Genomic DNA, 25,077 nt, shown 5'->3' with positions numbered 1-25,077 from the left:
CTTTTTGTCTTGGATGATTCGGTGGTGTATTGGCATGTCAGGCATTCAGCGCCTGCTCCAGATCGTCCAGCAGATCCTCAATGGCTTCAATGCCGACCGACAGGCGAATCATTTCCGGTTTGACGCCGGCTTTGGCTTGTTCTTCGGGCGTCATCTGGCGGTGAGTCGTCGAGGCCGGATGGCAGGCCAGCGATTTGGCATCGCCGATATTCACCAGACGCTTGAAGATCCCAAGGGCATCATAAAACCGCACGCCCGCTTCGTAACCGGCTTTCAGGCCGAACGACAGAATGGCGGATGGCGTGCCACCCAGGTATTTCTGCGCCAGCGCGTAGTGCGGATGTTCCGGCAGCCCGGCATAGCTAACCCATGCTACTTTAGGATGGGAACGCAGGTATTCCGCAACCTTACGGGCGTTTTCCACATGGCGCTCCATGCGCAATGGCAGCGTTTCCAACCCCTGTAATAATAAAAAGGCGTTCATCGGCGACAGGGCCGAGCCGGTATTGCGCAGTGGGACGGTACGGGCTCGGGCTATGAAGGCGGCAGGACCAAATGTCTCGGTATAGACCACGCCGTGATAAGCCGGCTCAGGCCGATTCAGTCCAGGAAATTTTTCCGGATACTGTTGCCAGGGGAATGTACCGGCGTCCACGATCGCGCCGCCCAGCGAGTTGCCGTGGCCGCCAACATACTTGGTGATGGAATGCACCACGATGTCCGCGCCGAACTGGATCGGCTTGCATAGCACCGGCGATGCCACGGTGTTATCCACTACCAACGGTACCCCATGCTGGTGGGCGATATGCGCCAGCGCTTCGATGTCGACGATATTGCCGGCCGGATTGCCGATGCTCTCGCAGTAGACCAACCGGGTTTTGTCATCGATCAGTTGCGCGATAGCTTCGGGCGAGTCATCGCTGGCAAAACGGACTTCTACGCCGAAACTTGGCAGCATATGGGCAAATAGCGTGTAAGTACCGCCATACAGCTGCGGGGTCGACACGATATTATCGCCTTGTCGGGTGAGCGTCTGCACCGCATAGGTAATAGCGGCGCTGCCGGCGGAAACCACCAGTGCTGCGATTCCCCCTTCCAGCGCCGCCAAACGTTGTTCCAGCACATCATTGGTAGGATTCATTATCCGCGTATAGATATTGCCCGGCACGTCGAGGTTAAACAGGTCCGCGCCGTGCTGCGCATTGTCGAATTCAAACGCGACGTTTTGATAGATGGGTACGGCTACTGCTTTGGTGACCGGATCGGCGCTAAAACCGTGGTGCAGGGCGATAGTGGCATCTTTCATGTTTGGAAAACTCCAGCAAATAGAAGGGGGTGACGCATTGTTGGGGTTTTCGCGAAAAGTAAGAAAAACTTTTTTGTCATAAGCTAATCTCAAACAGGCTTGATTAGCGGTGGTTTTTACGCCTGAAAGTACGCGGCTTTTTTCCGTACGTTGCCATTCTCACCGCACTTTGACGGCTTTTTCAGCGGTTGATCGGATAAATGGATTTTGGCGTTGACAGGGTTGGGGGCGTTGCATATCATGCGACCCGTTCACACGATACAGTGTCGATACGGGGCTATAGCTCAGCTGGGAGAGCGCTTGCATGGCATGCAAGAGGTCAGCGGTTCGATCCCGCTTAGCTCCACCAAATCTTCATCCCATAGAGATTTGGTTTTTGACGGTATCATCTGGTGTGGGGCTATAGCTCAGCTGGGAGAGCGCTTGCATGGCATGCAAGAGGTCAGCGGTTCGATCCCGCTTAGCTCCACCAAATTCCTTTCGCAGTATCATCCTGTTTATTTCTCTGACGTTTACTCCCGTTTTTTCCGTTTTACACCAAAATTTATGGTCATTGTCTCAGACAAGCCAAAAGCCTCTGGCCAGCAAAGACAATGACGCGGCGTATTACGTATTTTCCGGCAAACGGGGTGTCCAGTCGATAGGCGAATCGCCTTGTTGTTCCAGCAACTGATTGGTTCTGGAGAAATGGCGGCACCCTAAAAAACCGCGGTGGGCAGATAATGGCGAGGGATGCGGCGCCTTCAACACATGATGCCGCTGCGTATCAATAATGCTGCCTTTTCTTTGCGCGTGCGATCCCCACAGCAGGAATACAATCCCTTCCCGGTGTGCGTTCAGCTTTTCGATCACCTTGTCGGTGAAGGTTTCCCAACCCAGATTGGCGTGCGAATGCGCTTTTCCTGCTTCCACCGTCAGCACGGTATTGAGCAACATCACACCTTGCTGCGCCCAGCTCTGCAAAAAGCCGTGAGACGGAATTTCAAATCCGGGGATATCGTTAGCCAGTTCTTTGTAGATATTGACCAGCGACGGCGGCGCCGGCACGCCTGGGCGAACCGAAAACGACAGCCCATGCGCCTGATTCGGGCCGTGATACGGGTCCTGCCCCAGGATCACCACTTTGACATCGTGGAATTCAGTAAAACGAAAGGCGTTGAAGACGTCTTTCTGCGGCGGATAGATCACCTTGCCAGCTGTACGTTCCTGATGAACGAACGACAACGTATTGACGAAATAGGGTAGTTCTTTCTCTTGGGCCAGCACGTCGTGCCAGGTCAGGGAAGTGGTCATGGGAGGCTCTTTGTTCAATACGGTAGTGAGTTCAATGCGCTAGTGGGCTGTCGCCTGAATGCCATCTGGCGACAGCGCAGCCTGATTAGTCAGTCCTGATGGGTAAGCTTACCGTCAAAGCTGAACAGGGAAAACCATTAACCGCTTTTGGCAGGCGATGAATCGCCTTTTGCTGATTTTTTTTAAAATTTACAAAAATAATTGCATTCGTGTTTTTGATGTAAATTGATATAAAACAAAAGATTATAAATTTCATGCCAAATGACGCCCGGTTAAAATTGACTTATATCAAAGAGTGACCTGGAAAGGACTGGTATACAGGTAACCAGATTCGGTTGGTTTTGCGCTGGCGTTAATGCCGTTGGCGATTTGTTACCAACCGTGGATTTTGTATTCGGTTCAATAAGACGCCGCTTAACGGAGGCAATAATGGTTACAGGTATTCAAATCACCAAAGCAAATAACAATGCCCTGGTTAACTCTTTCTGGCTGCTGGATGAAGAGAAATCTCAGGCGCGTTGCGTGTGCGCTAAATCCGATTTCAACGAAGATCAGATCGTTGCCGTCAGCGATCTGGGTCAGTTCGAATATCGCGAAGTGCCGCTGGAAATCAAACCGGAAGTGCGTGTCGAAGGCGGTCAGCATCTTAACGTGAACGTGCTGCGTCGTGAAACGCTGGAAGATGCGGTTAAACATCCGGAAAAATACCCGCAGCTGACTATCCGTGTGTCCGGCTATGCAGTGCGTTTCAACTCGCTGACGCCGGAACAGCAGCGCGACGTGATCACCCGTACATTTACCGAAAGCCTGTAAGCTCGTCGGTAAAAAAGACCACGGTCTGGTTAATGCCGGTCACCTAAGGTGTCCGGCATTGTTTTTTCTGGGTAGTGAGTTCCGGTCGCTGTGGTTGATAGCGTGGAGCGGATTGATTTTGAAGAAGTGAACGTGCTGTGACATTAGGACGCACGTTCTTCTTACCGATAATAAATATCCTCCGGCATAGCCGGAGGTTTTTCAGATGCGCCTATAAGGCTCTGTTACCAGCCGCGCCCTAACAGGCGCATACGATCTGACATTTGCATCAAACTTCGTTACTTACGGCCCGTAAACGGGCTACCCGGATAAGGGATCGACAACTGCTCGCCCATTTTATCCTCTTCAAGCTGGTGCTTTATGTATTCCTGTATCTTCGCCGTGTTTTTCCCTACCGTATCTACGTAATATCCCCGGCACCAGAACTCCCTGTTCCTGTATTTGAATTTCAGATCTCCAAACTGCTCATAAAGCATCAGACTGCTTTTCCCTTTCAGATATCCCATAAAGCCGGATACGCTCATTTTGGGCGGGATTTCCACAAGCATATGGATATGATCTGCGCAGCATTCCGCTTCCAGAATACGTACGTTTTTCCACTCACACAGCTTTCTTAAAATGCTGCCTATCGCCAGGCGTTTCTCTCCGTAGAACGCCTGTCTTCGGTATTTTGGCGCAAAAACTATGTGATATTTACAGTTCCATCGGGTGTGCGCTAAGCTCTTTTCGTCCCCCATTGGGACCCCCTTTTGATTTCTTGTTGAACTTTTGCAGTTGCCAGACCGCAAGGTGTTTTAACAAATCAAAAGGGGTTTTGATAACTGGCTCAAAGCTGGAAGCTTTACGGAACCCCCAGCCTAGCTGGGGGTTTTCTATAGACAATGAAAAGGGAGCCGGTTGGCTCCCTTTTTTGTATCAACAGATCATCGTATCAACAGGCCAGATTCAGCTGTTATCCGCCGGTTTTTCTTTCTGCGGCTCCGCCGGCGTTTGGGCGCTGGGCTGGCGGCGTTTACCGATATTTTTACTGTCACGATGGCGCACTTTGACCTTCGCTTTCTGTTTTTCTTTCTCTTTTTGCTTCAGCTCTTTGCGCTTGGCCAGCACTTTTTTAGACGGCTTGCCGGTGGTTTTGGGGCTCGGCGCCCGGGTAGTTGGACGCAGTTCATCGACCACGCGCGCTTTTAGCGGCTCATTCAGATAACGGCCGATCTTCTCCAGCAGCAGGTAGTCATGCGCCTCCACCAGCGAGATGGCGCAACCTTTACGACCGGCGCGGCCGGTACGTCCGATGCGATGCAGGTAAACGTCTGAAGTGCGCGGCAAATCAAAGTTGAACACGTGGCTGACGTCCTGAATATCCAGCCCGCGGGCGGCGACGTCGGTGGCGACCAACACTTTTACCCGACCTTCGCTCAACCGTTTGATGGCTTCGTTGCGTTTGGCCTGCACCATTTCCCCTTCCAGATAGCAGGACTCAATGCCCGCCGCCCGCAGCCAGTCCACCAGTTCATGCACTCGCTCGCGCTTACGCACGAACACGATCGAACGGGTTACGTCCGGCTGCTTGAGCAGGTGACTCAGCAGGGCGGTTTTGTGCTGAACATCGTCGGCGCGGTAGTACCACTGCAGGATTTTTTTGCGTTCGCGTCGTGACGGTTCGGCTTCCACTTCGATCGGGTCGTTCAGCAGACGCTCGGCGAAATCCTGAATGGCGTCGCCTTCCAGCGTGGCGGAGAACAGCATGGTCTGCTTGCGCCAGCGGGTTTCTCCGGCGATATGCTCGATATCCTGAGCGAAGCCCATGTCCAGCATGCGGTCGGCTTCATCCAGAATCAGGGTTTCCACCGCGCGGCAGTCAAAATTCTCTTCTTTGATGTATTGCAACAGGCGACCGGTGGTGGCGACCACCACATCCTGATTCTCGCTGAACACTTCGGCGTGATTCATGTAGGCCACGCCGCCGGTGATGGTGGCAATGTCCAGATGCGTGTGGGCGGCCAGCGCACGAGCCTGATCCGCCACCTGCATCGCCAGCTCCCGGGTCGGGGTCAGAATCAGGATACGCGGCGGGCCGGATTTTTTACGCGGAAAATCCAGCAGATGCTGCAATACCGGCAGCAGATACGCCGCGGTTTTACCGGTTCCGGTCGGCGCAGAGCCCAGTACGTCCCGTCCTTCCATCGCCGGGGGAATAGCCTCGGCCTGAATGGCGGTCGGGCGGCTGAAGCCCATGTCGCGCAGGGCGTCAAGCAGGCTATCGTCAAGATCAAACTCGGAAAAATTGGTCGCAGTCATGGTCTACCTCTGTTCGGGGCGCTGATTATAGACGCATTGGCGGGGTTGTTCATCTGTTTAAGCGGCCTCGACCACTTTTCCCGGGCTGGCGTTTCTCCTATGCTAACCCCGGTTCAGCAATAAATGGCACAACAATGACGTCTTTGCAGCATACACCAGCGTTGCGCGCGGGTGGTTTTACCTTCAAACAATTTTTTGTGGCGCACGACCGCTGTGCGATGAAAGTCGGCACCGATGGCGTGCTGCTGGGTGCGTGGGCGCCGTTGCGGGAAGAGTCGCGGATTCTGGATATCGGCTGCGGTTCCGGTCTGATTGCGCTGATGCTGGCGCAACGCAGCGGTGGGCGAGTTCCGGTGGATGGGGTAGAGCTGGACGCCGCCGCCAGCGAGCAGGCGGCAGACAATGCGGCGGCGTCGCCCTGGGCCGAGAGTATACGGATTCATCAGACCGATATTCTTGCGTATGCCCGTACTGCCGCATCGCGCTATTCACTGATTGTCAGTAATCCGCCTTATTTTACCCCCGGCGTCGACTGTGCCTCAGCCCAGCGTGCGCAGGCGCGTTATACCGCCACGCTGACTCATCAGACGCTGCTGGATTGCGCCAGCCGGTTGCTGACGTCAGACGGGCGATTTTGCGTGGTGTTGCCGGTACAGGCGGCGGACAACTTTCTGACGCTGGCGCAACAGCTGGCGTGGCATGTCGATGCCTGGGTTGACGTCGCGGATAATGCGGCCCGGCCGGTGAACCGGGTGCTGCTGTCGTTGGGGCGACAACACACGACGCTGGACCGGACATCGTTAATCATCCGTGACGACAGCCGTCAGTATTCGGCGTCGTTTCAGGCGTTGGCGCGGGATTTTTATTTATCGATGTGAGCTTTGTTATCCATGTGAACTTGCTCATGTGAACGTGTTCATGGGATTTGTAGAAGGCGGCCGGGCGCTGGCCCGGCATTCATCATCAGGGATGCAGGATGGTGGGATGCGCCTTTTCCGCTCGCTGCGGATAATCAAGCGTGTAGTGCAACCCGCGGCTCTCTTTGCGCGCCAGCGCGCAGCGTACAATCAATTCCGCCACCTGAACCAGATTGCGTAACTCCAGCAGATTGTTGGAGAGGCGGAAGTGGGCATAATACTCGCTGATTTCCTGCTGTAGCAGCGTGATACGTCGCTGCGCGCGTTCCAGTCTTTTCGTCGTGCGCACGATGCCGACGTAATCCCACATCAATAACCGCAGTTCGTGCCAGTTGTGCTGAATCACGACTCTTTCGTCCGAGTTTTCCACCTGGCTTTCGTCCCAGTTGGGCAGCGACTCGACCAGTGTTTTCTCCGGCAAATGCTGCAGAATATCCCCGGCGGCAGACCAGCCATACACCAGACACTCCAGCAGCGAGTTGGACGCCATGCGGTTGGCGCCATGCAGGCCGGTATAACTGACTTCGCCAATCGCGTACAAACCGTCCAGGTCGGTGCGTCCCTGTTGGTCAACCACTACGCCGCCGCAGGTGTAGTGCGCGGCGGGGACGATGGGAATCGGCTCGCGGGTCAGATCAAGGCCCAGCGACAGAAGTTTTTCATGGATAGTAGGGAAATGCTGCGTAATGAAATCCGCCGGTTTGTGGCTGATGTCCAGATACATGCAGTCTGCGCCCAGTCGTTTCATCTCGTGGTCTATCGCCCGGGCGACAATATCCCGCGGCGCCAGCTCCGCCCGTTTATCAAAGGCTGGCATAAAGCGGCTGCCGTCCGGGCGCGTCAGCCAGGCGCCTTCGCCGCGCAGCGCTTCGGTCAGCAAAAAATTGCGGGCCTGCGGATGGTACAGGCAGGTGGGGTGAAACTGGTTGAATTCCATGTTCGCCACCCGGCAACCAGCGCGCCAGGCCATGGCGATGCCGTCGCCGGAAGAAATATCGGGGTTGGTGGTGTACTGGTAGACCTTGGACGCGCCGCCGGTGGCGAGCACGACGGCTTTGGCGCGGCACGATTCGACATGCTCTTTTTCCCTGTTCCACAGGTAAGCACCTACCACCCGTTTGTGGCCGGGCAGGCCGAGCTTGCTGGAGGTGATCAAATCCACTGCATTACAACGTTCCAGCAATACGATATTGGGATGCTGTCTCACCTGGCTGACCAGGGTGGTTTCCACCGCTTTGCCGGTGGCGTCCGCAGCATGCAGGATACGGCGATGGCTGTGACCGCCCTCGCGCGTCAGATGATAGCGCGTTTCGCCGTGCGGTGCGGTTTCGGTATCGAAACGAACGCCCTGATCGATTAGCCATTGCACGCAATGACGTGCGTTACGGGCAATAAACGATACCGCTTCCCGGTCGCACAAGCCGTCGCCGGCAATCAGGGTATCGTCGATGTGGGCGTCGACGCTGTCGGTTTCATCGAACACAGCGGCGATCCCGCCTTGTGCATAAAAGGTGGCGCTTTCGCTTAGCGGTCCTTTGCTGAGCACCATCACGCGGGCATGAGGCGCCAGACGCAGCGCCAGTGATAACCCGGCGGCGCCGCTGCCGATGATCAGCACATCACAATGGTAGTCTTTGAGAGGCGACATAATAGTCTTGTTTAATTTATAAAACTGTATTTTTGAATTTAGCACGGAATTTATCTTAAATGCAGTTTTTTGTTTTATAAATTAAACAAGACTGATGCAAAATAGCAGAACGGGGTGCCAGCAGCAGGCTTTTGACGTATGATTTTTGCGGCTGTACGGGGCAGCAATGAGAATAAAACCCCGGAGGGCGGCACGGCGGTATGCGACGGGGATCCGGCAGGATGTAAAAAATGCTTCATGCAACGGAACTTTATGACGTAAAAAGACTCCAACCCGGTGCTTGCTCGATTGCAGATATATGGCTGGCAGTACGTGGCTTAGGCGTGGCGACACGGTTTTGGGGAGACATGATCTCGGATGAGCGAGCAGTTAGCGGATCAGGTGCTGGTTGAGCGGGTCCAGAAAGGCGACAGAAAGGCGTTTAACTTACTGGTCGTCCGTTATCAGCATAAAGTGGCGAGCCTGGTATCGCGTTACGTTCCCGCCGGGGACGTGCCCGATGTGGTGCAGGAGTCGTTTATCAAAGCCTATCGCGCGCTGGAATCGTTTCGTGGCGAGAGCGCCTTTTATACCTGGCTGTATCGTATTGCCGTCAACACGGCGAAGAATTATCTGGTGGCTCAGGGGCGGCGTCCGCCGTCCAGCGATGTGGACGCCAACGACGCGGAAAATTACGAAAATGCCAGCGCGTTGAAAGAAATATCGAACCCTGAGAACTTAATGTTGTCTGAGGAATTACGACGGATCGTTTTCCATACTATCGAGTCATTGCCTGAGGATTTGCGTCTGGCAATTACGCTGCGTGAACTGGATGGGCTGAGCTATGAGGAAATTGCCGCCATCATGGATTGCCCGGTCGGCACTGTCCGCTCGCGTATATTCCGCGCACGGGAAGCGATTGATAATAAAGTGCAACCGCTTATTCAGCGTTAGCTTGTTCTTAACGTTACTCATGACGGGTTTGACAAGGTAAGGTGAAGTTATGCAGAAAGAAAAACTTTCCGCTTTAATGGATGGTGAGGCAGTGGACAATGCACTGCTGGGCGCCTTGTCGAAAGACGACAAGTTGCAACAAAGCTGGCAGCGCTACCATCTGGTGCGTGACACTCTGCGGGGCGATGTCAGCGAAACGCTGATGAATATTGATATCGCCGCTCGGGTAGCCGTCGCCCTCGAACAGGAACCGGTGCAGTTCAACCCGCAGGCGGTGCCGGAATCCCAGCCTCATCCCCGCACCTGGCAGGCGTTGCCGTTCTGGCACAAGGTTCGTCCTCTGGCCAGCCATCTGACGCAGATTGGCATGGCGGCTTGTGTTTCGCTGGCGGTGATTGTCGGTGTGCAGCATTACCAGCAAAGCAATGTGATGAGCGACAGTGTGGCGGATACGGCGCCGGCGCTCAGCACATTGCCTGTGATGGGCGGTTCGGCTTCTCCGGTCAGCCTGAGCGTGCCGGCCGAGAACAGCGTAGCGCATACCGGGCAGCGTCAGATGCAGGCGCAGCATGAGCGCATCAATGCGCTGTTGCAGGATTATGAACTGCAACGCCGCGTGCATTCCGATCAGCTCCAACTGCAACAGCAGGGGAGTCAACAGCAAGCCGCCGTTCAGGTGCCTGGTACTCAGTCATTAGGAATTCAGCCGCAGTAATGAAGCGTTCCTGGTTTGCCGCATGCATATTGTTAGGCAGCCTGTCTTATTCCTCCCTCGCCCCGGCAAGTGATTCCGGGGCGTTGTTGCAGCAGATGAGCAGCGCCAGCCGATCACTGAACTACGAGATTTACTACATCAGCGTTTCCCGGCAGGGCATTGAGTCATTACGCTACCGTCATTCGGTGCAAAATGGCGAGACGCTGGCCGAGCTGATCCATCTGGATGGGCCGAAGCGTGAAGTGATTCAGCGCGGCAGCGACATCAGCTATTTCGAAGCGGATGCCGAACCGTTTACCCTGTCGGGCGACCATATTGTCGATTCGCTGCCGGCCCTGATTTTTGCCAATGTGGAACGGTTGTCCACTTATTACGATTTTATTCCTACCGGCCGTATTCGTCTGGCGGACAGCCAGGGCGATGTGGTGAGAATCGTCTCCCGGGACGGCACCCGTTTCAGTTATATCGTCTGCCTTGATGCCGAGTCGCGTTTGCCGTTGCGGGTTGATCTGCTTGATCAGAATGGTGATCTGCTTGAACAGTACCGGGCGATTTCCGTAACGGTGGATAAAAATGTGCGGCTTGCCATGAAGCCGATGGATAAGATCAGCCAGCCGCCGCTGCTCAGCATTCCCACCACTGCGACCGCGAATTTCAACTGGGTGACGGAGTGGCTGCCGGTTGGCGTAGAAGAAGTGTCACGCAGTCAGCGGCCGCTGCCGGGGGTTACCGGTCTGGCGGAATCGCGTCTTTACAGCGATGGATTGTTCAGTTTTTCCGTCAATATCAGCCCGGTTGGGGAGAATCATCCTGACCAGAATGCATCGCTGGGCCGTAAAACTATCCATACCGAAGTGCGGGATAACCGGGAAATCACCGTGATTGGCGAACTGCCGCTGGCGACAGCCAAACGCATCGCGGATAACGTGATCTTCAAGGCGCAGCCATGATCAAAGAGTGGGCCACGGTGGTTTCATGGCAGGCCGGTACCGCTGTGTTGCATTGTGAACAGCGCTCCGGTTGCCAGAGCTGTCAGTCTCGCTCGTCCTGCGGCACCGGCGTGTTGAACCAGATTGGCGCAGCGGCAACGCATCAACTGACCATAACGTATTCGCAGCCGCTACTTCCTGGTCAACGGGTGGAAATCGGCCTGGCGGAATCAAGCCTGCTGCGTTCGGCGATGCTGGTTTATCTGTTGCCATTGCTGGGGCTGATGCTGGGCGCCGCCTTGATGCAATACTGGCTGGGCAGCGAACCGGCGACCGTGGCGGGGGCATTTGCCGGCGTGGCGGTGAGTTTCGCTGCTGTAAAGCGTTTATCGGCGAAAATCGGCAATAATCAGCGTTATCAGCCGGTGATTCTGCAGGTTTCTTTGCCCGAAAATCTGTTGCGTACCGATATGACGCCGGGGCGTTGAAACGCAGGCGGCTTGCTGGCTGGCTGGCCTGCCCGCCTCCCGATTTTTCGCTTTTAATGACTTTTTACCTCTGCTTTCATCTTCTCATTCGCAACCTTGCCATAATCAAGGAATTGATTCGGTGCGCCATGACTAGGTTTTCCACCGTCTGGCATGTAGAATGCTGCGATTCAGGTATATGACAGTGGCTATGGCTGTCATCACATTGCGCGTGCCGTTCGGCAAGAATTTCAGAAATACCAAGGTAGAAAAACTTTTATAATGAAGCATATACGAAATTTTTCCATTATTGCTCACATCGACCACGGTAAGTCGACGCTCTCTGACCGCATCATTCAAATTTGTGGTGGCTTGTCCGAACGTGAAATGGAGGCGCAAGTGCTGGACTCCATGGATCTGGAGCGCGAGCGCGGTATTACCATCAAGGCTCAGAGCGTGACGCTGGATTACAAAGCCTCTGACGGCGAAACCTATCAACTGAACTTTATCGATACCCCGGGCCACGTTGACTTTTCCTATGAAGTTTCCCGCTCGCTGGCCGCCTGTGAAGGGGCGCTGCTGGTGGTGGACGCCGGTCAAGGGGTTGAGGCGCAGACGCTGGCCAACTGCTATACCGCGCTCGAAATGGATCTGGAAGTGGTGCCGGTGTTGAACAAGATTGACCTGCCGGCCGCGGATCCGGATCGCGTCAGCCAGGAAATCGAAGATATCGTGGGTATCGATGCCACCGACGCGGTGCGCTGTTCCGCCAAGACCGGCGTAGGCGTGCCGGATGTGCTGGAGCGTCTGGTGCGCGAGATCCCGCCGCCGGAAGGCGATCCTGACGCGCCGTTGCAGGCGTTGATCATCGACTCCTGGTTCGACAACTATCTGGGCGTGGTGTCGCTGATCCGTATCAAGAACGGTACGCTGCGCAAAGGCGATAAGGTCAAGGTAATGAGCACCGGTCAGGTGTATAACGCCGAGCGTCTCGGGATTTTCACTCCCAAGCAGGTGGACCGCGACGCGCTGCAATGCGGCGAAGTAGGCTGGCTGGTGTGTGCCATCAAAGACATTCTGGGCGCGCCGGTGGGCGATACCCTGACGCTGGCGCGTAAACCGGCTGAAAAGCCGCTGCCTGGCTTTAAAAAGGTTAAACCGCAGGTGTACGCCGGTCTGTTCCCGATCAGTTCCGACGACTATGAAGCCTTCCGTGATGCGCTGGGCAAACTCAGCCTGAACGATGCGTCGCTGTTTTACGAACCGGAAAGCTCCACTGCGCTGGGCTTCGGTTTCCGCTGCGGTTTCCTTGGTCTGCTGCACATGGAGATCATTCAGGAGCGTCTGGAGCGTGAATACGATCTCGACCTGATCACAACCGCGCCGACGGTGGTGTACGAGGTGAAAACCACCGGCAATGAGGTGATCTATGTCGACAGCCCGTCCAAATTGCCGCCGGTCAATAATATCGAAGAACTGCGCGAGCCGATTGCCGAGTGTCACATGCTGCTGCCGCAGGAGTATCTGGGCAACGTGATCACTCTGTGCGTGGAAAAACGCGGTGTGCAGACCAACATGGTCTATCACGGCAATCAGGTGGCGCTGACTTATGAAATTCCGATGGCGGAAGTCGTGCTCGACTTCTTCGATCGCCTCAAGTCCACTTCTCGTGGTTATGCTTCGCTGGATTACGGCTTCAAACGTTTCCAGGCATCGGACATGGTGCGTGTGGACGTGCTGATCAACAGCGAACGCGTGGATGCGCTGGCGCTGATCACCCACCGTGATAATTCGATGTATCGCGGCCGTGAGCTGGTGGAAAAAATGAAAGACCTGATCCCGCGTCAGCAGTTCGACATCGCGATTCAGGCGGCGATCGGCAACCATATTATTGCCCGCTCCACCGTAAAACAGCTGCGCAAGAACGTTCTGGCGAAGTGTTACGGCGGTGACGTCAGCCGTAAGAAAAAACTGTTGCAGAAACAGAAGGAAGGGAAGAAACGCATGAAGCAGGTAGGGAATGTCGAGCTGCCGCAGGAAGCGTTTTTGGCCATTCTGCATGTTGGAAAAGAAAGCAAATAAACCCTGAGGAGTTGGCATGGCCAATATGTTTGCCCTGATTTTGGCATTGGCGACGCTGGTGACCGGCATTGTCTGGTGTCTGGAACGGTTCAAATGGGCGCCGGCGCGTCGCGCCAAGATTTCCGCTCTGAGTCAGCAGGTTAATGGGGCTGTCGACGAGAAAACGCTGGCTAACAGCATCAAACAGCCGGGCTGGATCGAGACGTTTGCCTCGGTTTTCCCGGTGCTGGCGCTGGTGTTTGTGGTGCGTTCATTTATTTTCGAGCCGTTTCAGATCCCTTCAGGTTCGATGATGCCGACGCTGTTGATCGGGGATTTCATTCTGGTCGAAAAATTTGCTTACGGCATCAAGGATCCGATAACCCAGACCACCTTGATTGAAACCGGGCACCCGAAACGCGGTGATATCGCGGTATTCAAATACCCTGAAAATCCGCGTCTGGATTACATCAAGCGTGTCGTAGGCCTGCCGGGAGATCGCGTCAGTTACGACCCGATCGCCAAGCAGGTCACCATTCAGCCGGGGTGCGGCGACAAGCCGAGCTGCGGCAGCGCCTTGCCGGTGACCTACAGTAATGTGGAACCCAGTGATTTCGTGCAGACGTTCAGCGGAACCGGGCGCGAAATGACCAGCGGTTTCTACCAGATTCCGGTTGGTCAGAAGAGTGAAGGCATTCGCATGGCGGTTCGCAAGGAAACGCTGGGCGAGGTCACTCACAATATCCTTACCGTGCCGGGCGCTCAGGATCAGCTTGGGCTTTATTACCAACAGATGCGCCAGCCGCTGGGGTCCTGGGTGGTGCCGGCCGGCCACTACTTCATGATGGGCGATAACCGTGATAACAGCGCGGACAGCCGTTATTGGGGATTTGTGCCGGAGCGGAATCTGGTGGGTAAGGCGACAGCTATCTGGATGAGTTTTGAAAAACAAGAAGGTGAATGGCCTACCGGTGTACGTTTAAGCCGTATCGGTGGAATTCATTAATTGAATGTAAATAAACTCGCAGCATATTTGCGACTTCCGTTGTAGAATATTTCTGAATAATAAATGCTGGCTCCCGGGCGGGAGCCACTGCAAACGAAACAGTTTTGACTTTTTAGTGGCAAGACAGGGCTGTTCCGTATGCTGTTGTTTAAAAAGGCATTATAGATCTATTGGTAACACATGAACCCCATCCTGATAAATCGTTTACAAAAAAAGCTGGGCTATACTTTCCAACAATATGACCTTTTATTGCAGGCGCTGACTCACCGTAGCGCCAGCAGTAAACATAACGAACGGCTGGAGTTCCTGGGGGATTCTATCCTGAGTTTCGTTATCGCCAATGCGCTGTACCACCGGTTTCCGCGTGTTGACGAAGGCGATATGAGCCGAATGCGCGCTACGCTGGTGCGCGGCAATACGCTGGCGGAGATTGCCCGAGAGTTTGAACTGGGCGAATGCCTGCGTCTTGGTCCCGGCGAATTGAAAAGCGGCGGTTTCCGCCGTGAGTCGATTCTGGCGGATACCGTGGAAGCGTTGATTGGCGGGGTGTTTCTGGACAGCAATATCCAGACCGTCGAGCGGCTGATTCTGCAGTGGTACCAGACTCGTCTGGATGAGATTAGCCCAGGCGACAAGCAAAAAGATCCGAAAACCCGCCTGCAGGAATTCCTGCAGGGACGCCACCTGCCGTTGCCTACCTATCTGGTCGTGCAGGTGCGTGGCGAGGCGCACGATCAGGAATTTACCATTCATTGCCAGGTCAGCGGGTTTAGCGAGCCGGTAGTGGGTACCGGGTCAAGTCGTCGTAAAGCTGAACAGGCTGCGGCGGAACAGGCCCTGAAAAAGCTGGAGCTTGAATGAGCGAAGAACAGACCTATTGCGGCTTTGTCGCGATTGTTGGCCGGCCGAACGTCGGTAAATCCACCTTGCTGAACCAGTTGCTGGGGCAGAAGGTGTCCATTACCTCCCGTAAGCCGCAGACGACGCGTCACCGTATTATGGGTATCCATACCGAGGGGCCGTATCAGGCTATCTATGTGGATACGCCCGGGTTGCACATTGAAGAAAAGCGCGCCATCAACCGCCTGATGAACCGTGCGGCCAGCAGTTCGATCGGCGATGTGGAGTTGATCATCTTTGTGGTGGAAGGCACCCACTGGACAGACGATGACGAAATGGTGGTGAACAAGCTGCGCGACCAAAAAACGCCGGTGTTGTTGGCCATCAACAAAGTGGATAACGTGGCGGATAAAACCAAATTGCTGCCGCATATCCAGATGTTGAGCGAAAAGATGAATTTCCTCGATGTGGTGCCGATCTCCGCGGAGAAAGGGACCAATGTCGATACCGTCGCCGCAATTGTGCGCAAACATCTGCCGCAGGCCATTCACCATTTCCCGGAAGACTATATTACCGACCGCTCACAGCGTTTCATGGCGTCGGAAATTATCCGCGAAAAGCTGATGCGCTTTCTGGGTGAAGAGTTGCCGTATTCGGTTACGGTGGAAATCGAGCGTTTCGTTGCCAATGAGCGCGGCGGTTACGACATCAACGGCCTGATTCTGGTGGAGCGTGAAGGCCAGAAGAAGATGGTGATCGGCAACAAAGGCGCCAAGATTAAAACCATCGGCATCGAAGCGCGTCAGGACATGGAACAGATGTTTGAGGCCAAAGTTCATCTGGAACTGTGGGTGAAGGTTAAATCCGGCTGGGCAGACGATGAACGTGCGCTGCGTAGCCTGGGTTATATCGACGATCTGTAAGGTGTGCGCCGATGGAAGGCTGGCAGCGCGCGTTTGTCTTGCATGGGCGACCTTACAGCGAAACCAGCCTGCTGCTGGATCTGTTTTCTGAAAATGAAGGCCGCGTGCGGGTGCTGGCGAAAGGCGCCCGGGCGCGGCGTTCCAGTCTCAAGGGCGCTCTCCAGCCTTTTACGCCGCTGCTGGTGCGGTGGGGCGGGCGCGGCGAAGTCAAAACCCTGCGCAATGCCGAACCGGTTTCTCTGGCGTTACCGCTGAGCGGCCCGTTGTTATACAGCGGCTTGTACGTGAACGAGTTGCTGACCCGGGTGCTGGAACTGGAAACCGATTATTCCGCTCTGTTTTTCGATTATCTTCATTGCTTGCAACAGTTGGCTGCCGCCAGCGGCTCGCCTGAGCCAGCCTTGCGCCGCTTCGAACTGGCGTTGCTGGAGCACCTCGGTTACGGCGTGGATTTCCTGCATTGTGCCGGCAGCGGCGAACCGGTTGCCGATACCATGACCTACCGTTACCGGGCGGAAAAAGGCTTCATTGCCAGTCTGGTTGTGGATAACGTCAGTTTCACCGGGCGCGAGCTGCAGGCGTTGGCGTCAAGAGAGTTTCCCGATATCGACACCCTGCGCGCCGCCAAACGTTTTACCCGCATGGCGCTAAAACCCTATCTTGGCGGCAAACCACTGAAAAGCCGCGAGTTATTTCGGAAATTTATGCCAAAGCCCTATAAGGCGGCGCCGGGCGGCAAGATCTAGTACCGTCAGGGTATCGTCATGCGCAGCCGGGGTGTACACTGCGGCGGTCATTTATTGTTAAGGATGGATCATGGCTGAGTTGTTGTTGGGCGTAAATATTGACCATATCGCCACCCTGCGTAATGCTCGTGGCACGGCGTATCCCGATCCGGTACAGGCGGCATTTGTGGCGGAACAGGCGGGAGCGGACGGTATCACCGTACACTTGCGTGAAGATCGACGCCATATTACCGATCGCGATGTGCGCCTGCTGCGCCAGACCATCCAGACCCGCATGAATCTGGAGATGGCGGTAACGGATGAAATGCTGGCGATAGCCTGCGAACTGAAACCGCACTTTTGTTGCCTGGTGCCGGAAAAACGGCAGGAAGTGACGACGGAAGGCGGACTCGACGTGGCCGGTCAGCTCGACCGTATTACCGCGGCGGTGACGCAATTGCGCCAGGCCGGTATTCAGGTGTCGCTGTTTATCGACGCCGACCACGCCCAGATCGACGCGGCGGTAGCCAGCGGCGCTCCTTATATTGAAATCCATACCGGCGCCTATGCCGACGCGGAAAACGATGCGGCCCGGCAGCAGGAATTTGAGCGTATCCGTGAAGCGGCGGCCTATGCTGCGGGCCGGGGCATTAAGGTTAACGCCGGTCATGGTCTGACCTATCATAACGTCCAGCCGATTGCGGCGCTGCCGGAAATGCACGAACTGAACATTGGTCACGCCATTATCGGACGTGCGGTGATGAGCGGTCTGTCGTCGGCGGTGGCGGAAATGAAAACCCTGATGCGGGAAGCCCGTCGCTGATGGCGATTCTGGGTCTCGGCACGGATATCGTCGAAATCGCCCGTATTGAAGCGATCACCGGTCGTTCCGGTGATCGTCTCGCCCGCCGCGTGCTCAGTGAACAGGAGTGGTTGCAGTATCAGGCTCACTCGCAGCCGGTTCGGTTTCTGGCCAAGCGTTTTGCGGTCAAAGAGGCCGCCGCCAAGGCATTTGGCACCGGCATTCGAGATGGTCTGGCGTTTGCGCAGTTCGAAGTCGCGAATGATCCGCTGGGTAAACCGTGCCTACGGTTTCTGGCGCGCGCCGCAGAACTGGCCGAGGAAATGGGTGTTCGGCACGTGCATGTTTCGCTGGCGGATGAGCGCCACTACGCCTGCGCTACCGTGATTATTGAAAATTAAAATTGGGCGGCATCGGCCTGGTCGATATTACAATGACCGGCAATTACAACCGATCGGCATGGTGCAGCAGGACAAATTTTTCCCACAGTTGATCGTGGTTTTCCAGGTGGTTAGCGTCTTTGAGAATGGTGTTGTCTATCGGGCAGACCTTCTGACAGGTTGGCGTATCATAGTGCCCGACGCACTCGGTACAGCGTAACGGGTCAATTTCATAGATCTCATCCCCCATCGATATCGCCTGATTGGGGCATTCCGGCTCACACATATCGCAGTTAATGCATTTCGCGGTAATCAGCAGCGCCATGTTTTCTTTCCTTTCATAAATCAGCCGCCGATTATACTCTTCTGCGAGCCGGTTACACAGCCTGGTTACGGCATAAACGGTGCAGGCGGAGAAGGGCTAAAAAAAACAGCCTATTCGTTTGATTGAGAGACTATACGACGAAGACATTAATCACTATTATGCGATCGTAATGCATAATTTCTCATAGCTTTTTGATATAAAAAAACAAATATTCCCATGCAATGTGTCCGTCATATTCGCTTTGTACTGTAGCTCGCATTACAGTTGGCCCGGATAAAGATTGTCGGGGCAAGGTCGATAAACTCATGTATGCATGTGGTATACTTTTATTCGTAAGCATATCCTTCAATGGCGGAACATATAGTGCAGCAAAATAGTCACTTTAATCAGCCCGGCTCTGAAGCCTCCATCACCGGGGAGGCACAGTTTGCAGACGCTGATTACTGGCACAGCTGCCACAGGCGGTACAGATTCCAGCCCATTTACCGTACTTCCGGTCGTCTAATGGGAATTGAATTGCTGACAGCCGTTTTTCACCCGTCCATGCCGCAAAAATTTTTATCTCCTGAACACTACTTTGCCCGCCTCAATGTCGAAGAACGCTTAAATATCGTTATTGAACAACTACAACTGCTGAGCCAATGGCATGAACGCTTTGTTCGGGACGCGCTGCGCGCATCCGTCAATATTGATGGGCTGACGCTGCTGGCGTTGCAGGGAAACCGCAAAGCCAAGAAACTGCTTACGACCATGCCCTGGTTGCGTTTTGAACTGGTTGAAAGCCTTGCGGTTCTACCTCACGACACACTGGCGACACTGCCCGAAGCGGGGCGGCTCTGGCTGGATGATTTTGGCTGCGGCGTGGCGAATTTCTCCTCCTTGTCGCCGGCAAGGTACGACTGTATCAAGATCGCCCGCGAGCTTTTCATTATGCTGCTTAAGAGCAAAGAGGGGCGGCAGCTGTTTCCGTCACTGGTCACTCTGATTGCCACTTACTGTAATGATGTCGTCATTGAAGGGGTTGAAACTGAAGAAGAGTGGGAAATCGTCAGACAATCTAATGCCTCGGCAGCCCAAGGGTATTTCTTGTCCCGACCTCAACCGTTTGAAAATTTGGAAGATCTTCGGTCAGAGTTGTAATCATCCCTTCGCTTATGCCCGCTTTGTTGCCTTTACCCGGGTATGTCATGTATTCAGACTCCCTGGAAACCTGCCGACGTTCTCATCAGCTCGTTGAGGGTAAAAGAAAAATTCATACTCCATCAATATACAGTATAAAATAAATGATTAGATTGCTAGTCATGGACTTTTCATTTTTTATGCCTTGTTTTTTATATAAATATAGTGTTTTATGTGGCCGAGGTTCTGTTTGCTGAACAAGTAAACTGTGACGACAGTCGAAAAAAACAGCAATCATAAGAGAAAGAACTGATTGATTTTATTGTTGCAATTATTTGATTTATAAAGACAAAAAAATAAATGTTTGCTACCAACGATCAAAAAACGGCTGGTGATAGTTATTTTTGATTAAAATGGTGGGACTTATCGGTATAATTGATTTGCTTACGAAAAATTGATAGTCAAAATACTGCGCTACGAAATCTGTAAAGAGCTGTATCAAAATATTAGCCAGGCTTATGTCTATAACTATCATTAATATAACTGATTAAGCTAATTCTCTTGATTCTATTATTTAGGTCTGCACACGGCGATATAATGGAGGCTTTATGCTGTCGTTTTTATGGCTATGAACCTGTCCTGCAGAGCTGGATAGTTTTTTCATTCATCCTTTCTACTCTCCGGAAATGTGCCAACCCTGAAAATCCATACGAGGGGAGTTATTACCGGGATTTTTCGTCTTCAGTGATGCGATTTGTTCGATCAGGACCGTTCCGGGCCTGAGGAGAGTGTTATTGTGTATGAAATTATAATAACCCTATTAATAGTACTCTTAGGGATTTCTTCTGCAAGGAGCCGCAAATTCCAGGAAAAAGCTAACGCGGAACAAAAAAAGCAGGACTTCCTGAACATGGTGTTCTTTGCCGCCGAATACAGCCCATCATCCATTATGATCGCTAATGAAAGCTGTGAAATCGTGTACGTGAACCGGCAGTTCACCGTGATGTCGGGTTATGAAGCGGAAGAGGTGATTGGGCGCAAGACGAATATATTAAGTTCCGGCATGACCAACGCCAGCGTGTATGAGGAACTGTGGTCCACCCTGAATAAAGGCGAGATTTGGAACGGCGAGTTTATTAATCGTAAGAAAAACGGACAGTTATATTGGGAAAAAGCCAGCATTGTTAAAATATATAATAAAGCCAGCGATGCGGTTCAGTATGTCAGCATAAAAATGGATATCACTGAGCGCAAGACTCAGGAACACCATGACAACTCCTACAACCGCGCGCTGGAATTGCTGTCGAGCGGCGCGCCGCTGAAGGACATTCTGGATGCGATCATCTTCAGCGTAGAGGAGAAAAACCCCGGGAGAATTGTCTGCTCCGTTCTGCTGGTCGACAAGGAGAAGAAGTGCCTGACCCTTGGCTCGGCTCCCAGCCTGCCCGGTTTTTACAAGAACGCTATCCATAATGTAAAAATTGCCGATGGCGCCGCCTCGTTTGGTTCGGCCGCCTACTCCGGCAAGCGCGTGATTGCGGAAGATATTTCCACTCATCCCCATTGGGCGTTGTATAAAGGCCTGGCGTTGTATGCCGGCTTGCGTTCCTGCTGGTCTGAACCTATTTTCGGGCAGAATAAGGAAATTCTTGGGGTGCTGAGCGTGTATCACCGCAAGGTTTATTCTCCGACAGAGGACGAAATCGCTTCGATTGAGAAATCAGCGCAACTGGTGGCGGTAGCGATCGAGCGTTATCGGGCGATTGATATGCTGCGTCGCAGTGAAGAGCATTATCGACAACTGGCGCACTACGACTCCCTGACTTCGTTGGCCAACGGGCTGACTTTTGCCGAGCAAATGGAGCAGGCTATCCAGCTGTCTCGCCAGACCCATCGCAAGATCGCGTTAATGTTCCTCGATTTGGATAAGTTCAAGCAGATTAATGATACCTTCGGTCATGCGACCGGGGATTTGCTGTTGAAGGAAGCCGCGGCGCGTATGCGAGGCGCAGTGCGTGAAACAGACACGGTGTACCGCCGCAGCGGCGATGAATTTATTATCCTGCTGCAGGGGATCAAAGAGGTCGAGAACACGTTGTATGTCGCGGACAAGATACACCATGCCCTCAATGAACCGTTTTATATTGAGGGCAAGAAGCTGGATATTTCATGCAGCATCGGGATTGCGCTGTATCCGGAACACGGTACGGATTCGCTGACGCTGGCTATCAATGCCGACGCGGCGATGTATCAGGCGAAGGCTCTGGGACGAAGCCAGACCCAGATCTATCATGACTTGAACACCCACCAGTAAACGCCGATTCGCGTTATCTTTCCCGCAGCGCTTCCGCCCGAGCTTGCCGAATCGGTTTCAACAGATAGCTGAGCAACGTTTTCCTGCCGGTAATGATATTCACATTGGCGGCCATGCCGGGAAGAATCAGCAGCGGCTTGTCGATACTCCCCAGATAGTTTTTCTCCGTACGCAACCGAACAAGATAAAAGCTGTTACCGGCCTGATCGGTCACCATATCCTGGCTGATCTGATCGATATACCCCTTTAGCCCGCCAAATGTGGTGTCGTCATACGCAGTGAACGTCATCATTGCTTCCTGTCCAGGGCGCAAAAACGCCATATCCTGCAGCCTGACCCGCGCTTCGATCAGCAGCTTGTCATCCAGCGGCGTGATTTCCACCAGCGTACGGCCGGGAGAAATCTGTCCGGTAGTGGCATCGACCAGAATGTATCTGATAATGCCCCGCACGGGAGACACTACCAGCGACAGCTTATCCGCCTTGTTTTCACCGGCGTCAGACGTGTTCGTGTTGGAAGACTGGACATGCTCCAACCGCATCAGGGGCTCGCCGACATTGACGATCTGCCCTTCGCGGATATACATGTCGCTGAGTTCACCCGTTTCCTGCGCCTGAACCCGATAGCGCTGCGACTGGCTGACCGTTTTCCCTGTCGCATGCACCACCTCATCAATTTCGGCAACCGCCGCCCAACCGACCAGAAAGACCGCAAAAGCCAGCATGATCCAGATCGACAGACGGATGATGCGGGGCGTATCTTCCACCAGCGCCTGACCCACGTCCGGCAGCGCCTGAGGATCCTGCGGGTGATGGCTGGAGAAATACGCGTTAAGATGTTGCATGAACTTAGCGAGACGCATTGATCTGCCCCTTCTTTAATGCATCCAGCACAATGGCTTTGGGACCATCGGCGATAATGCGTCCTTTGTCCACGATCACCAGCCTATCGACCAGTGTCAACATGGAAACCCGGTGTGTCACCAGCAGCAGCGTCTTGTTGACGAGACAGGTTTGCAGAGCCTGTTTAAACCGGTCTTCGCTGCTGTTGTCCATGGCGCTGGTAGGTTCGTCCATCACCAGAATCGGCGGATCAAGCAGCAGCGCGCGTGCAATAGCTACCGCCTGCCGCTGGCCGCCTGACAGTTGCATACCCCGTTCGCCCACCTGCAGGTTATAACCGTCCGGGTGCAACCGGGCGAAATCATTCACGCCGGCGATATCCGCCACGCGCAGCATCGCGTCGTCTTCTACATAGCGGGCGCCGCAAATCAGGTTGTCCCGCAGCGTACCGCTGAACAGTTGGATATCCTGCGGCACATAGCCGATGTGGTGACGCACATCGGCGATATCGAGCTGACGGGCATCCACGCCGTCGATCAGCAGGTTGCCGTTGGTCGGTTGATAGAGGTTGGCGATCAGCTTTTCCAGCGAACTTTTACCAGAGCCGGTACGACCGATAATGCCGACTTTTTCGCCGGGTCGGATCGACAGATTGATATCAATCAGGGCGCGATTCTTCTGTTCCGGATAACGGAAGGTGACATCACGAAACTCGATACTGCCCTGAATGCTTTCCCGTTTTAGAGGGTAGGGCTGTTCGCCTCGCTCCTGCGGTAATTCCATCAGACGTTGGGTTTCCTCCAGCGTCAGACGCGCCTGCTGATAACGGGTAAACAGTTCGGACAGCGGCCCCAGCGTCATCAGCGCCCGGCTGTTTAGCAGATAACAGGCGAACAGCGTGCCCAGGGTTAGTTGGTTGTCCAGCAGCAGATATACCCCTGAGACAATCACCACTATACCGGCGAGATGCTGACATGATTGCGTCAGATGGGTGGCGATGGCCGATAACGTTTTCACCCGCGAGTCCAGCCGGCTGATGTCGCCGCTGATTTGTTCCCACTGGCGCTGGCGTTCGCCTTCCGCATTATTAATTTTGACGGCATCCAGCCCGCCCAGCGTTTCGGTCAGCAGCGCTTGTCGTTCGTCTGTCAGACGCCGGGAATGGACCAGCGCCGCCGTGAGCGGCTTTTGCAACAGTCCGTTGATCAGCAGGACCAGCGGCAGCGTCAGCAATGGTATCCAGACCAGCGGACCACCCAGCATGCCGAGCAGAATCAGCATCAACAGCGTGAACGGAAAGTCGATCAGCGTTCCCAACGTCAGCGACGATAACGTATTGCGCAAGGCCTGAAATTCCCGTACCCGGTGCGCCACCGCGCCGGTCCGGGCCGGAAAGGCCGACAGCATCATGCCGGTCAGGCGTTCAAACAAGGTGGAGGAAAGGATAAGGTCGGTCTTTTTCCCGGCGATATCGACGCAAATGCTGCGTAATACCCGCAGGATAAGGTCAAAGAGCAGGGCAATGCCGACGCCGGAGGCCAGCACCCACAAGGTGGTTGTGGTTTGATTGGGGATTACCCGATCGTAGACCTGCATGACGAACAGCGGGACAAACAGCGCGATGATATTAATCAGCAGGCTGGCGACCACGGCATCCAGATGCAGACTGCGCGATAGCTTCAGTGTGTCCCGGAACCAGGCATTGCTTCGCGGCAGCAATGCTGTCGGAGCGGCTTCGAAGCGATGAGCCGACTGGGCGAACATCACCAGCCCCAGATAGTTTTGCTGCAACGTATTGTGGTCGACCGTAATTTCGCCGCCTTCGGTTTCACCTGTCATCAGGCGGGCGTTGCCGTCTGCCGTCCAGCCCAACAGGATGGCGGCGCGCCCTTCGCGCAGTAACAGCATGGCGGGCAGCGACATCGCCGGAATGGCGTTCAGCGAGCGTTTGAGTATCCGGGCCCGTAAACCGGCGCGAGCCGCGGCGCGCGGCAACAAACTGGCGGGCAAACGCAGGTCTTCAAGCGGTAGCCCTGCGGTCAGCGTAGCGCGGCTGGTCGGCTTTCCCTGCAGCCGACACAGAACCAGCAGGCTGTCGAGCAAAGGGTCGTCGTGGCGGATGCGGGGATCCTGATGTTGCGGGGAATGATGATAATCCTCGCCGCCCGGTGGCTGCTCATGGTGTGTATTCATGTCGCTGCGCGTTCCTTAGCCATCGTGACCGCCTGCAGGCAATGCGATCACAGATAAAAAATAGAAAAAAGTGAGCAATATGGCCTGATTTTGTTGTTTTTTCAGGTTTTGACTGGCAAGCATTATTCATGGCGAACCTTGCCGGACGCAACCTTTCATTTCAAGGCCGCCTGTCGGAGTCATGCCGGGTTTGAGGCCGTCCCGTCGATCCGCTCTGGCTGGAAATCA

The 25,077-nt window shown here is 54.3% G+C and carries 23 protein-coding genes and 2 tRNA genes; 17 read left to right on the top strand and 8 right to left on the bottom strand.

The features are described from left to right. Positions 1-37: 37 nt before the first annotated feature. Positions 38-1,306 carry an O-acetylhomoserine aminocarboxypropyltransferase/cysteine synthase family protein gene (locus tag CVE23_RS16650; RefSeq protein WP_038919898.1) on the bottom strand — a complete coding sequence of 423 codons (1,269 nt, stop codon included), beginning with the start codon at positions 1,304-1,306 and terminating at the stop codon, positions 38-40. Positions 1,307-1,579: 273 nt separating this feature from the next. On the opposite strand from CVE23_RS16650, the gene CVE23_RS16645 reads away from it, so the two are divergent. Together CVE23_RS16645 and CVE23_RS16640 are read left to right on the top strand one after the other, a co-directional pair. Beyond that, positions 1,580-1,655: transfer RNA gene (locus CVE23_RS16645), tRNA-Ala, on the top strand. Positions 1,656-1,702: 47 nt separating this feature from the next. Next, positions 1,703-1,778, top strand: a tRNA-Ala gene (locus tag CVE23_RS16640). Positions 1,779-1,912: 134 nt separating this feature from the next. Here CVE23_RS16640 and ung read toward each other — a convergent pair. Beyond that, positions 1,913-2,599, bottom strand: a complete 687-nt coding sequence (gene ung, locus CVE23_RS16635; RefSeq protein WP_038919897.1) for a uracil-DNA glycosylase — start codon at positions 2,597-2,599, stop codon at positions 1,913-1,915. Positions 2,600-3,028: 429 nt separating this feature from the next. Between ung and grcA the strand changes: the two genes are divergently transcribed. Beyond that, a complete protein-coding gene (grcA, locus tag CVE23_RS16630; protein ID WP_033569543.1) occupies positions 3,029-3,412 on the top strand; it encodes an autonomous glycyl radical cofactor GrcA in 384 nt (127 codons plus the stop codon). Between the two features lie 278 nt (positions 3,413-3,690). On the opposite strand, the gene tnpA is transcribed toward grcA, so the two are convergent. Further along, positions 3,691-4,149 (bottom strand): IS200/IS605 family transposase, encoded by a 459-nt coding sequence (tnpA, locus tag CVE23_RS16620; RefSeq protein ID WP_038918153.1) that lies wholly within the window; start codon positions 4,147-4,149, stop codon positions 3,691-3,693. A 208-nt stretch (positions 4,150-4,357) separates the two neighbouring features. After that, positions 4,358-5,710, bottom strand: a complete 1,353-nt coding sequence (srmB, locus tag CVE23_RS16610; protein ID WP_038666687.1) for an ATP-dependent RNA helicase SrmB — start codon at positions 5,708-5,710, stop codon at positions 4,358-4,360. A gap of 134 nt (positions 5,711-5,844) precedes the next feature. On the opposite strand from srmB, the gene trmN reads away from it, so the two are divergent. Continuing rightward, on the top strand, positions 5,845-6,588 hold the full coding sequence (gene trmN, locus CVE23_RS16605) for a tRNA(1)(Val) (adenine(37)-N(6))-methyltransferase TrmN (RefSeq protein ID WP_100849987.1): 744 nt from the start codon (positions 5,845-5,847) through the stop codon (positions 6,586-6,588). An 85-nt stretch (positions 6,589-6,673) separates the two neighbouring features. Here the strand turns inward: trmN and nadB are convergent, their stop codons facing one another. Next, complete coding sequence (nadB, locus tag CVE23_RS16600) at positions 6,674-8,275, bottom strand: L-aspartate oxidase (protein WP_100849986.1); 1,602 nt, start codon at positions 8,273-8,275, stop codon at positions 6,674-6,676. A gap of 357 nt (positions 8,276-8,632) precedes the next feature. Between nadB and rpoE the strand changes: the two genes are divergently transcribed. The 11 genes from rpoE (at position 8,633) to acpS (ending at position 18,077) form a co-directional block, all read left to right on the top strand. Next, positions 8,633-9,208: an RNA polymerase sigma factor RpoE gene (gene rpoE, locus CVE23_RS16595; protein WP_022634480.1), complete on the top strand. Its 576-nt coding sequence runs from the start codon at positions 8,633-8,635 to the stop codon at positions 9,206-9,208. 49 nt (positions 9,209-9,257) lie between these two features. Beyond that, positions 9,258-9,923, top strand: a complete 666-nt coding sequence (gene rseA / locus CVE23_RS16590) for an anti-sigma-E factor RseA (protein ID WP_100849985.1) — start codon at positions 9,258-9,260, stop codon at positions 9,921-9,923. After that, positions 9,923-10,873 (top strand): sigma-E factor regulatory protein RseB, encoded by a 951-nt coding sequence (gene rseB / locus CVE23_RS16585; protein ID WP_100849984.1) that lies wholly within the window; start codon positions 9,923-9,925, stop codon positions 10,871-10,873. Before rseA ends, rseB begins: the two co-directional genes overlap by 1 nt. Beyond that, entirely contained in the window at positions 10,870-11,340 is a 471-nt protein-coding gene (gene rseC, locus CVE23_RS16580; protein ID WP_100849983.1) for a SoxR-reducing system protein RseC, read from the top strand. The genes rseB and rseC overlap by 4 nt, the downstream gene beginning before the upstream one ends. A gap of 261 nt (positions 11,341-11,601) precedes the next feature. Next, positions 11,602-13,401, top strand: a complete 1,800-nt coding sequence (gene lepA, locus CVE23_RS16575; RefSeq protein WP_038919889.1) for a translation elongation factor 4 — start codon at positions 11,602-11,604, stop codon at positions 13,399-13,401. Between the two features lie 16 nt (positions 13,402-13,417). Further along, positions 13,418-14,386, top strand: a complete 969-nt coding sequence (gene lepB, locus CVE23_RS16570) for a signal peptidase I (RefSeq protein WP_038919888.1) — start codon at positions 13,418-13,420, stop codon at positions 14,384-14,386. Positions 14,387-14,566: 180 nt separating this feature from the next. Continuing rightward, positions 14,567-15,247: a ribonuclease III gene (gene rnc / locus CVE23_RS16565; protein ID WP_013319008.1), complete on the top strand. Its 681-nt coding sequence runs from the start codon at positions 14,567-14,569 to the stop codon at positions 15,245-15,247. Beyond that, a complete protein-coding gene (era, locus tag CVE23_RS16560) occupies positions 15,244-16,149 on the top strand; it encodes a GTPase Era (RefSeq protein WP_038666713.1) in 906 nt (301 codons plus the stop codon). The genes rnc and era overlap by 4 nt, the downstream gene beginning before the upstream one ends. A gap of 11 nt (positions 16,150-16,160) precedes the next feature. Further along, positions 16,161-16,895, top strand: coding sequence for a DNA repair protein RecO (gene recO, locus CVE23_RS16555; RefSeq protein WP_100849982.1), 735 nt, complete (start codon positions 16,161-16,163; stop codon positions 16,893-16,895). 70 nt (positions 16,896-16,965) lie between these two features. After that, the gene (pdxJ, locus tag CVE23_RS16550; RefSeq protein WP_038919886.1) at positions 16,966-17,697 is read left to right on the top strand and encodes a pyridoxine 5'-phosphate synthase; all 732 of its coding nucleotides are present in this window, start codon (positions 16,966-16,968) and stop codon (positions 17,695-17,697) included. Further along, a complete protein-coding gene (gene acpS, locus CVE23_RS16545) occupies positions 17,697-18,077 on the top strand; it encodes a holo-ACP synthase (RefSeq protein WP_038919885.1) in 381 nt (126 codons plus the stop codon). The genes pdxJ and acpS overlap by 1 nt, the downstream gene beginning before the upstream one ends. Positions 18,078-18,120: 43 nt before the next feature. Here the strand turns inward: acpS and CVE23_RS16540 are convergent, their stop codons facing one another. Then, positions 18,121-18,381: a YfhL family 4Fe-4S dicluster ferredoxin gene (locus CVE23_RS16540; RefSeq protein WP_038919884.1), complete on the bottom strand. Its 261-nt coding sequence runs from the start codon at positions 18,379-18,381 to the stop codon at positions 18,121-18,123. 348 nt (positions 18,382-18,729) lie between these two features. Between CVE23_RS16540 and pdeH the strand changes: the two genes are divergently transcribed. Together pdeH and CVE23_RS16530 are read left to right on the top strand one after the other, a co-directional pair. Beyond that, entirely contained in the window at positions 18,730-19,521 is a 792-nt protein-coding gene (gene pdeH, locus CVE23_RS16535) for a cyclic-guanylate-specific phosphodiesterase (RefSeq protein WP_100849981.1), read from the top strand. A gap of 775 nt (positions 19,522-20,296) precedes the next feature. Further along, positions 20,297-21,814, top strand: a complete 1,518-nt coding sequence (locus CVE23_RS16530) for a sensor domain-containing protein (RefSeq protein WP_038666731.1) — start codon at positions 20,297-20,299, stop codon at positions 21,812-21,814. A 13-nt stretch (positions 21,815-21,827) separates the two neighbouring features. Here CVE23_RS16530 and CVE23_RS16525 read toward each other — a convergent pair whose 3' ends face one another. After that, positions 21,828-22,676: a beta-barrel domain-containing protein gene (locus CVE23_RS16525; RefSeq protein WP_038919882.1), complete on the bottom strand. Its 849-nt coding sequence runs from the start codon at positions 22,674-22,676 to the stop codon at positions 21,828-21,830. Next, positions 22,663-24,849: a type I secretion system permease/ATPase gene (locus CVE23_RS16520; protein WP_100849980.1), complete on the bottom strand. Its 2,187-nt coding sequence runs from the start codon at positions 24,847-24,849 to the stop codon at positions 22,663-22,665. Before CVE23_RS16520 ends, CVE23_RS16525 begins: the two co-directional genes overlap by 14 nt. Positions 24,850-25,077: the final 228 nt, after the last annotated feature.

This window comes from Dickeya fangzhongdai (genome assembly GCF_002812485.1).
GTDB classification, from domain to species: domain Bacteria; phylum Pseudomonadota; class Gammaproteobacteria; order Enterobacterales; family Enterobacteriaceae; genus Dickeya; species Dickeya fangzhongdai.
Note: the sequence above shows the minus strand (reverse complement) of the source record. Positions and strands in the feature narration are given on the sequence as shown.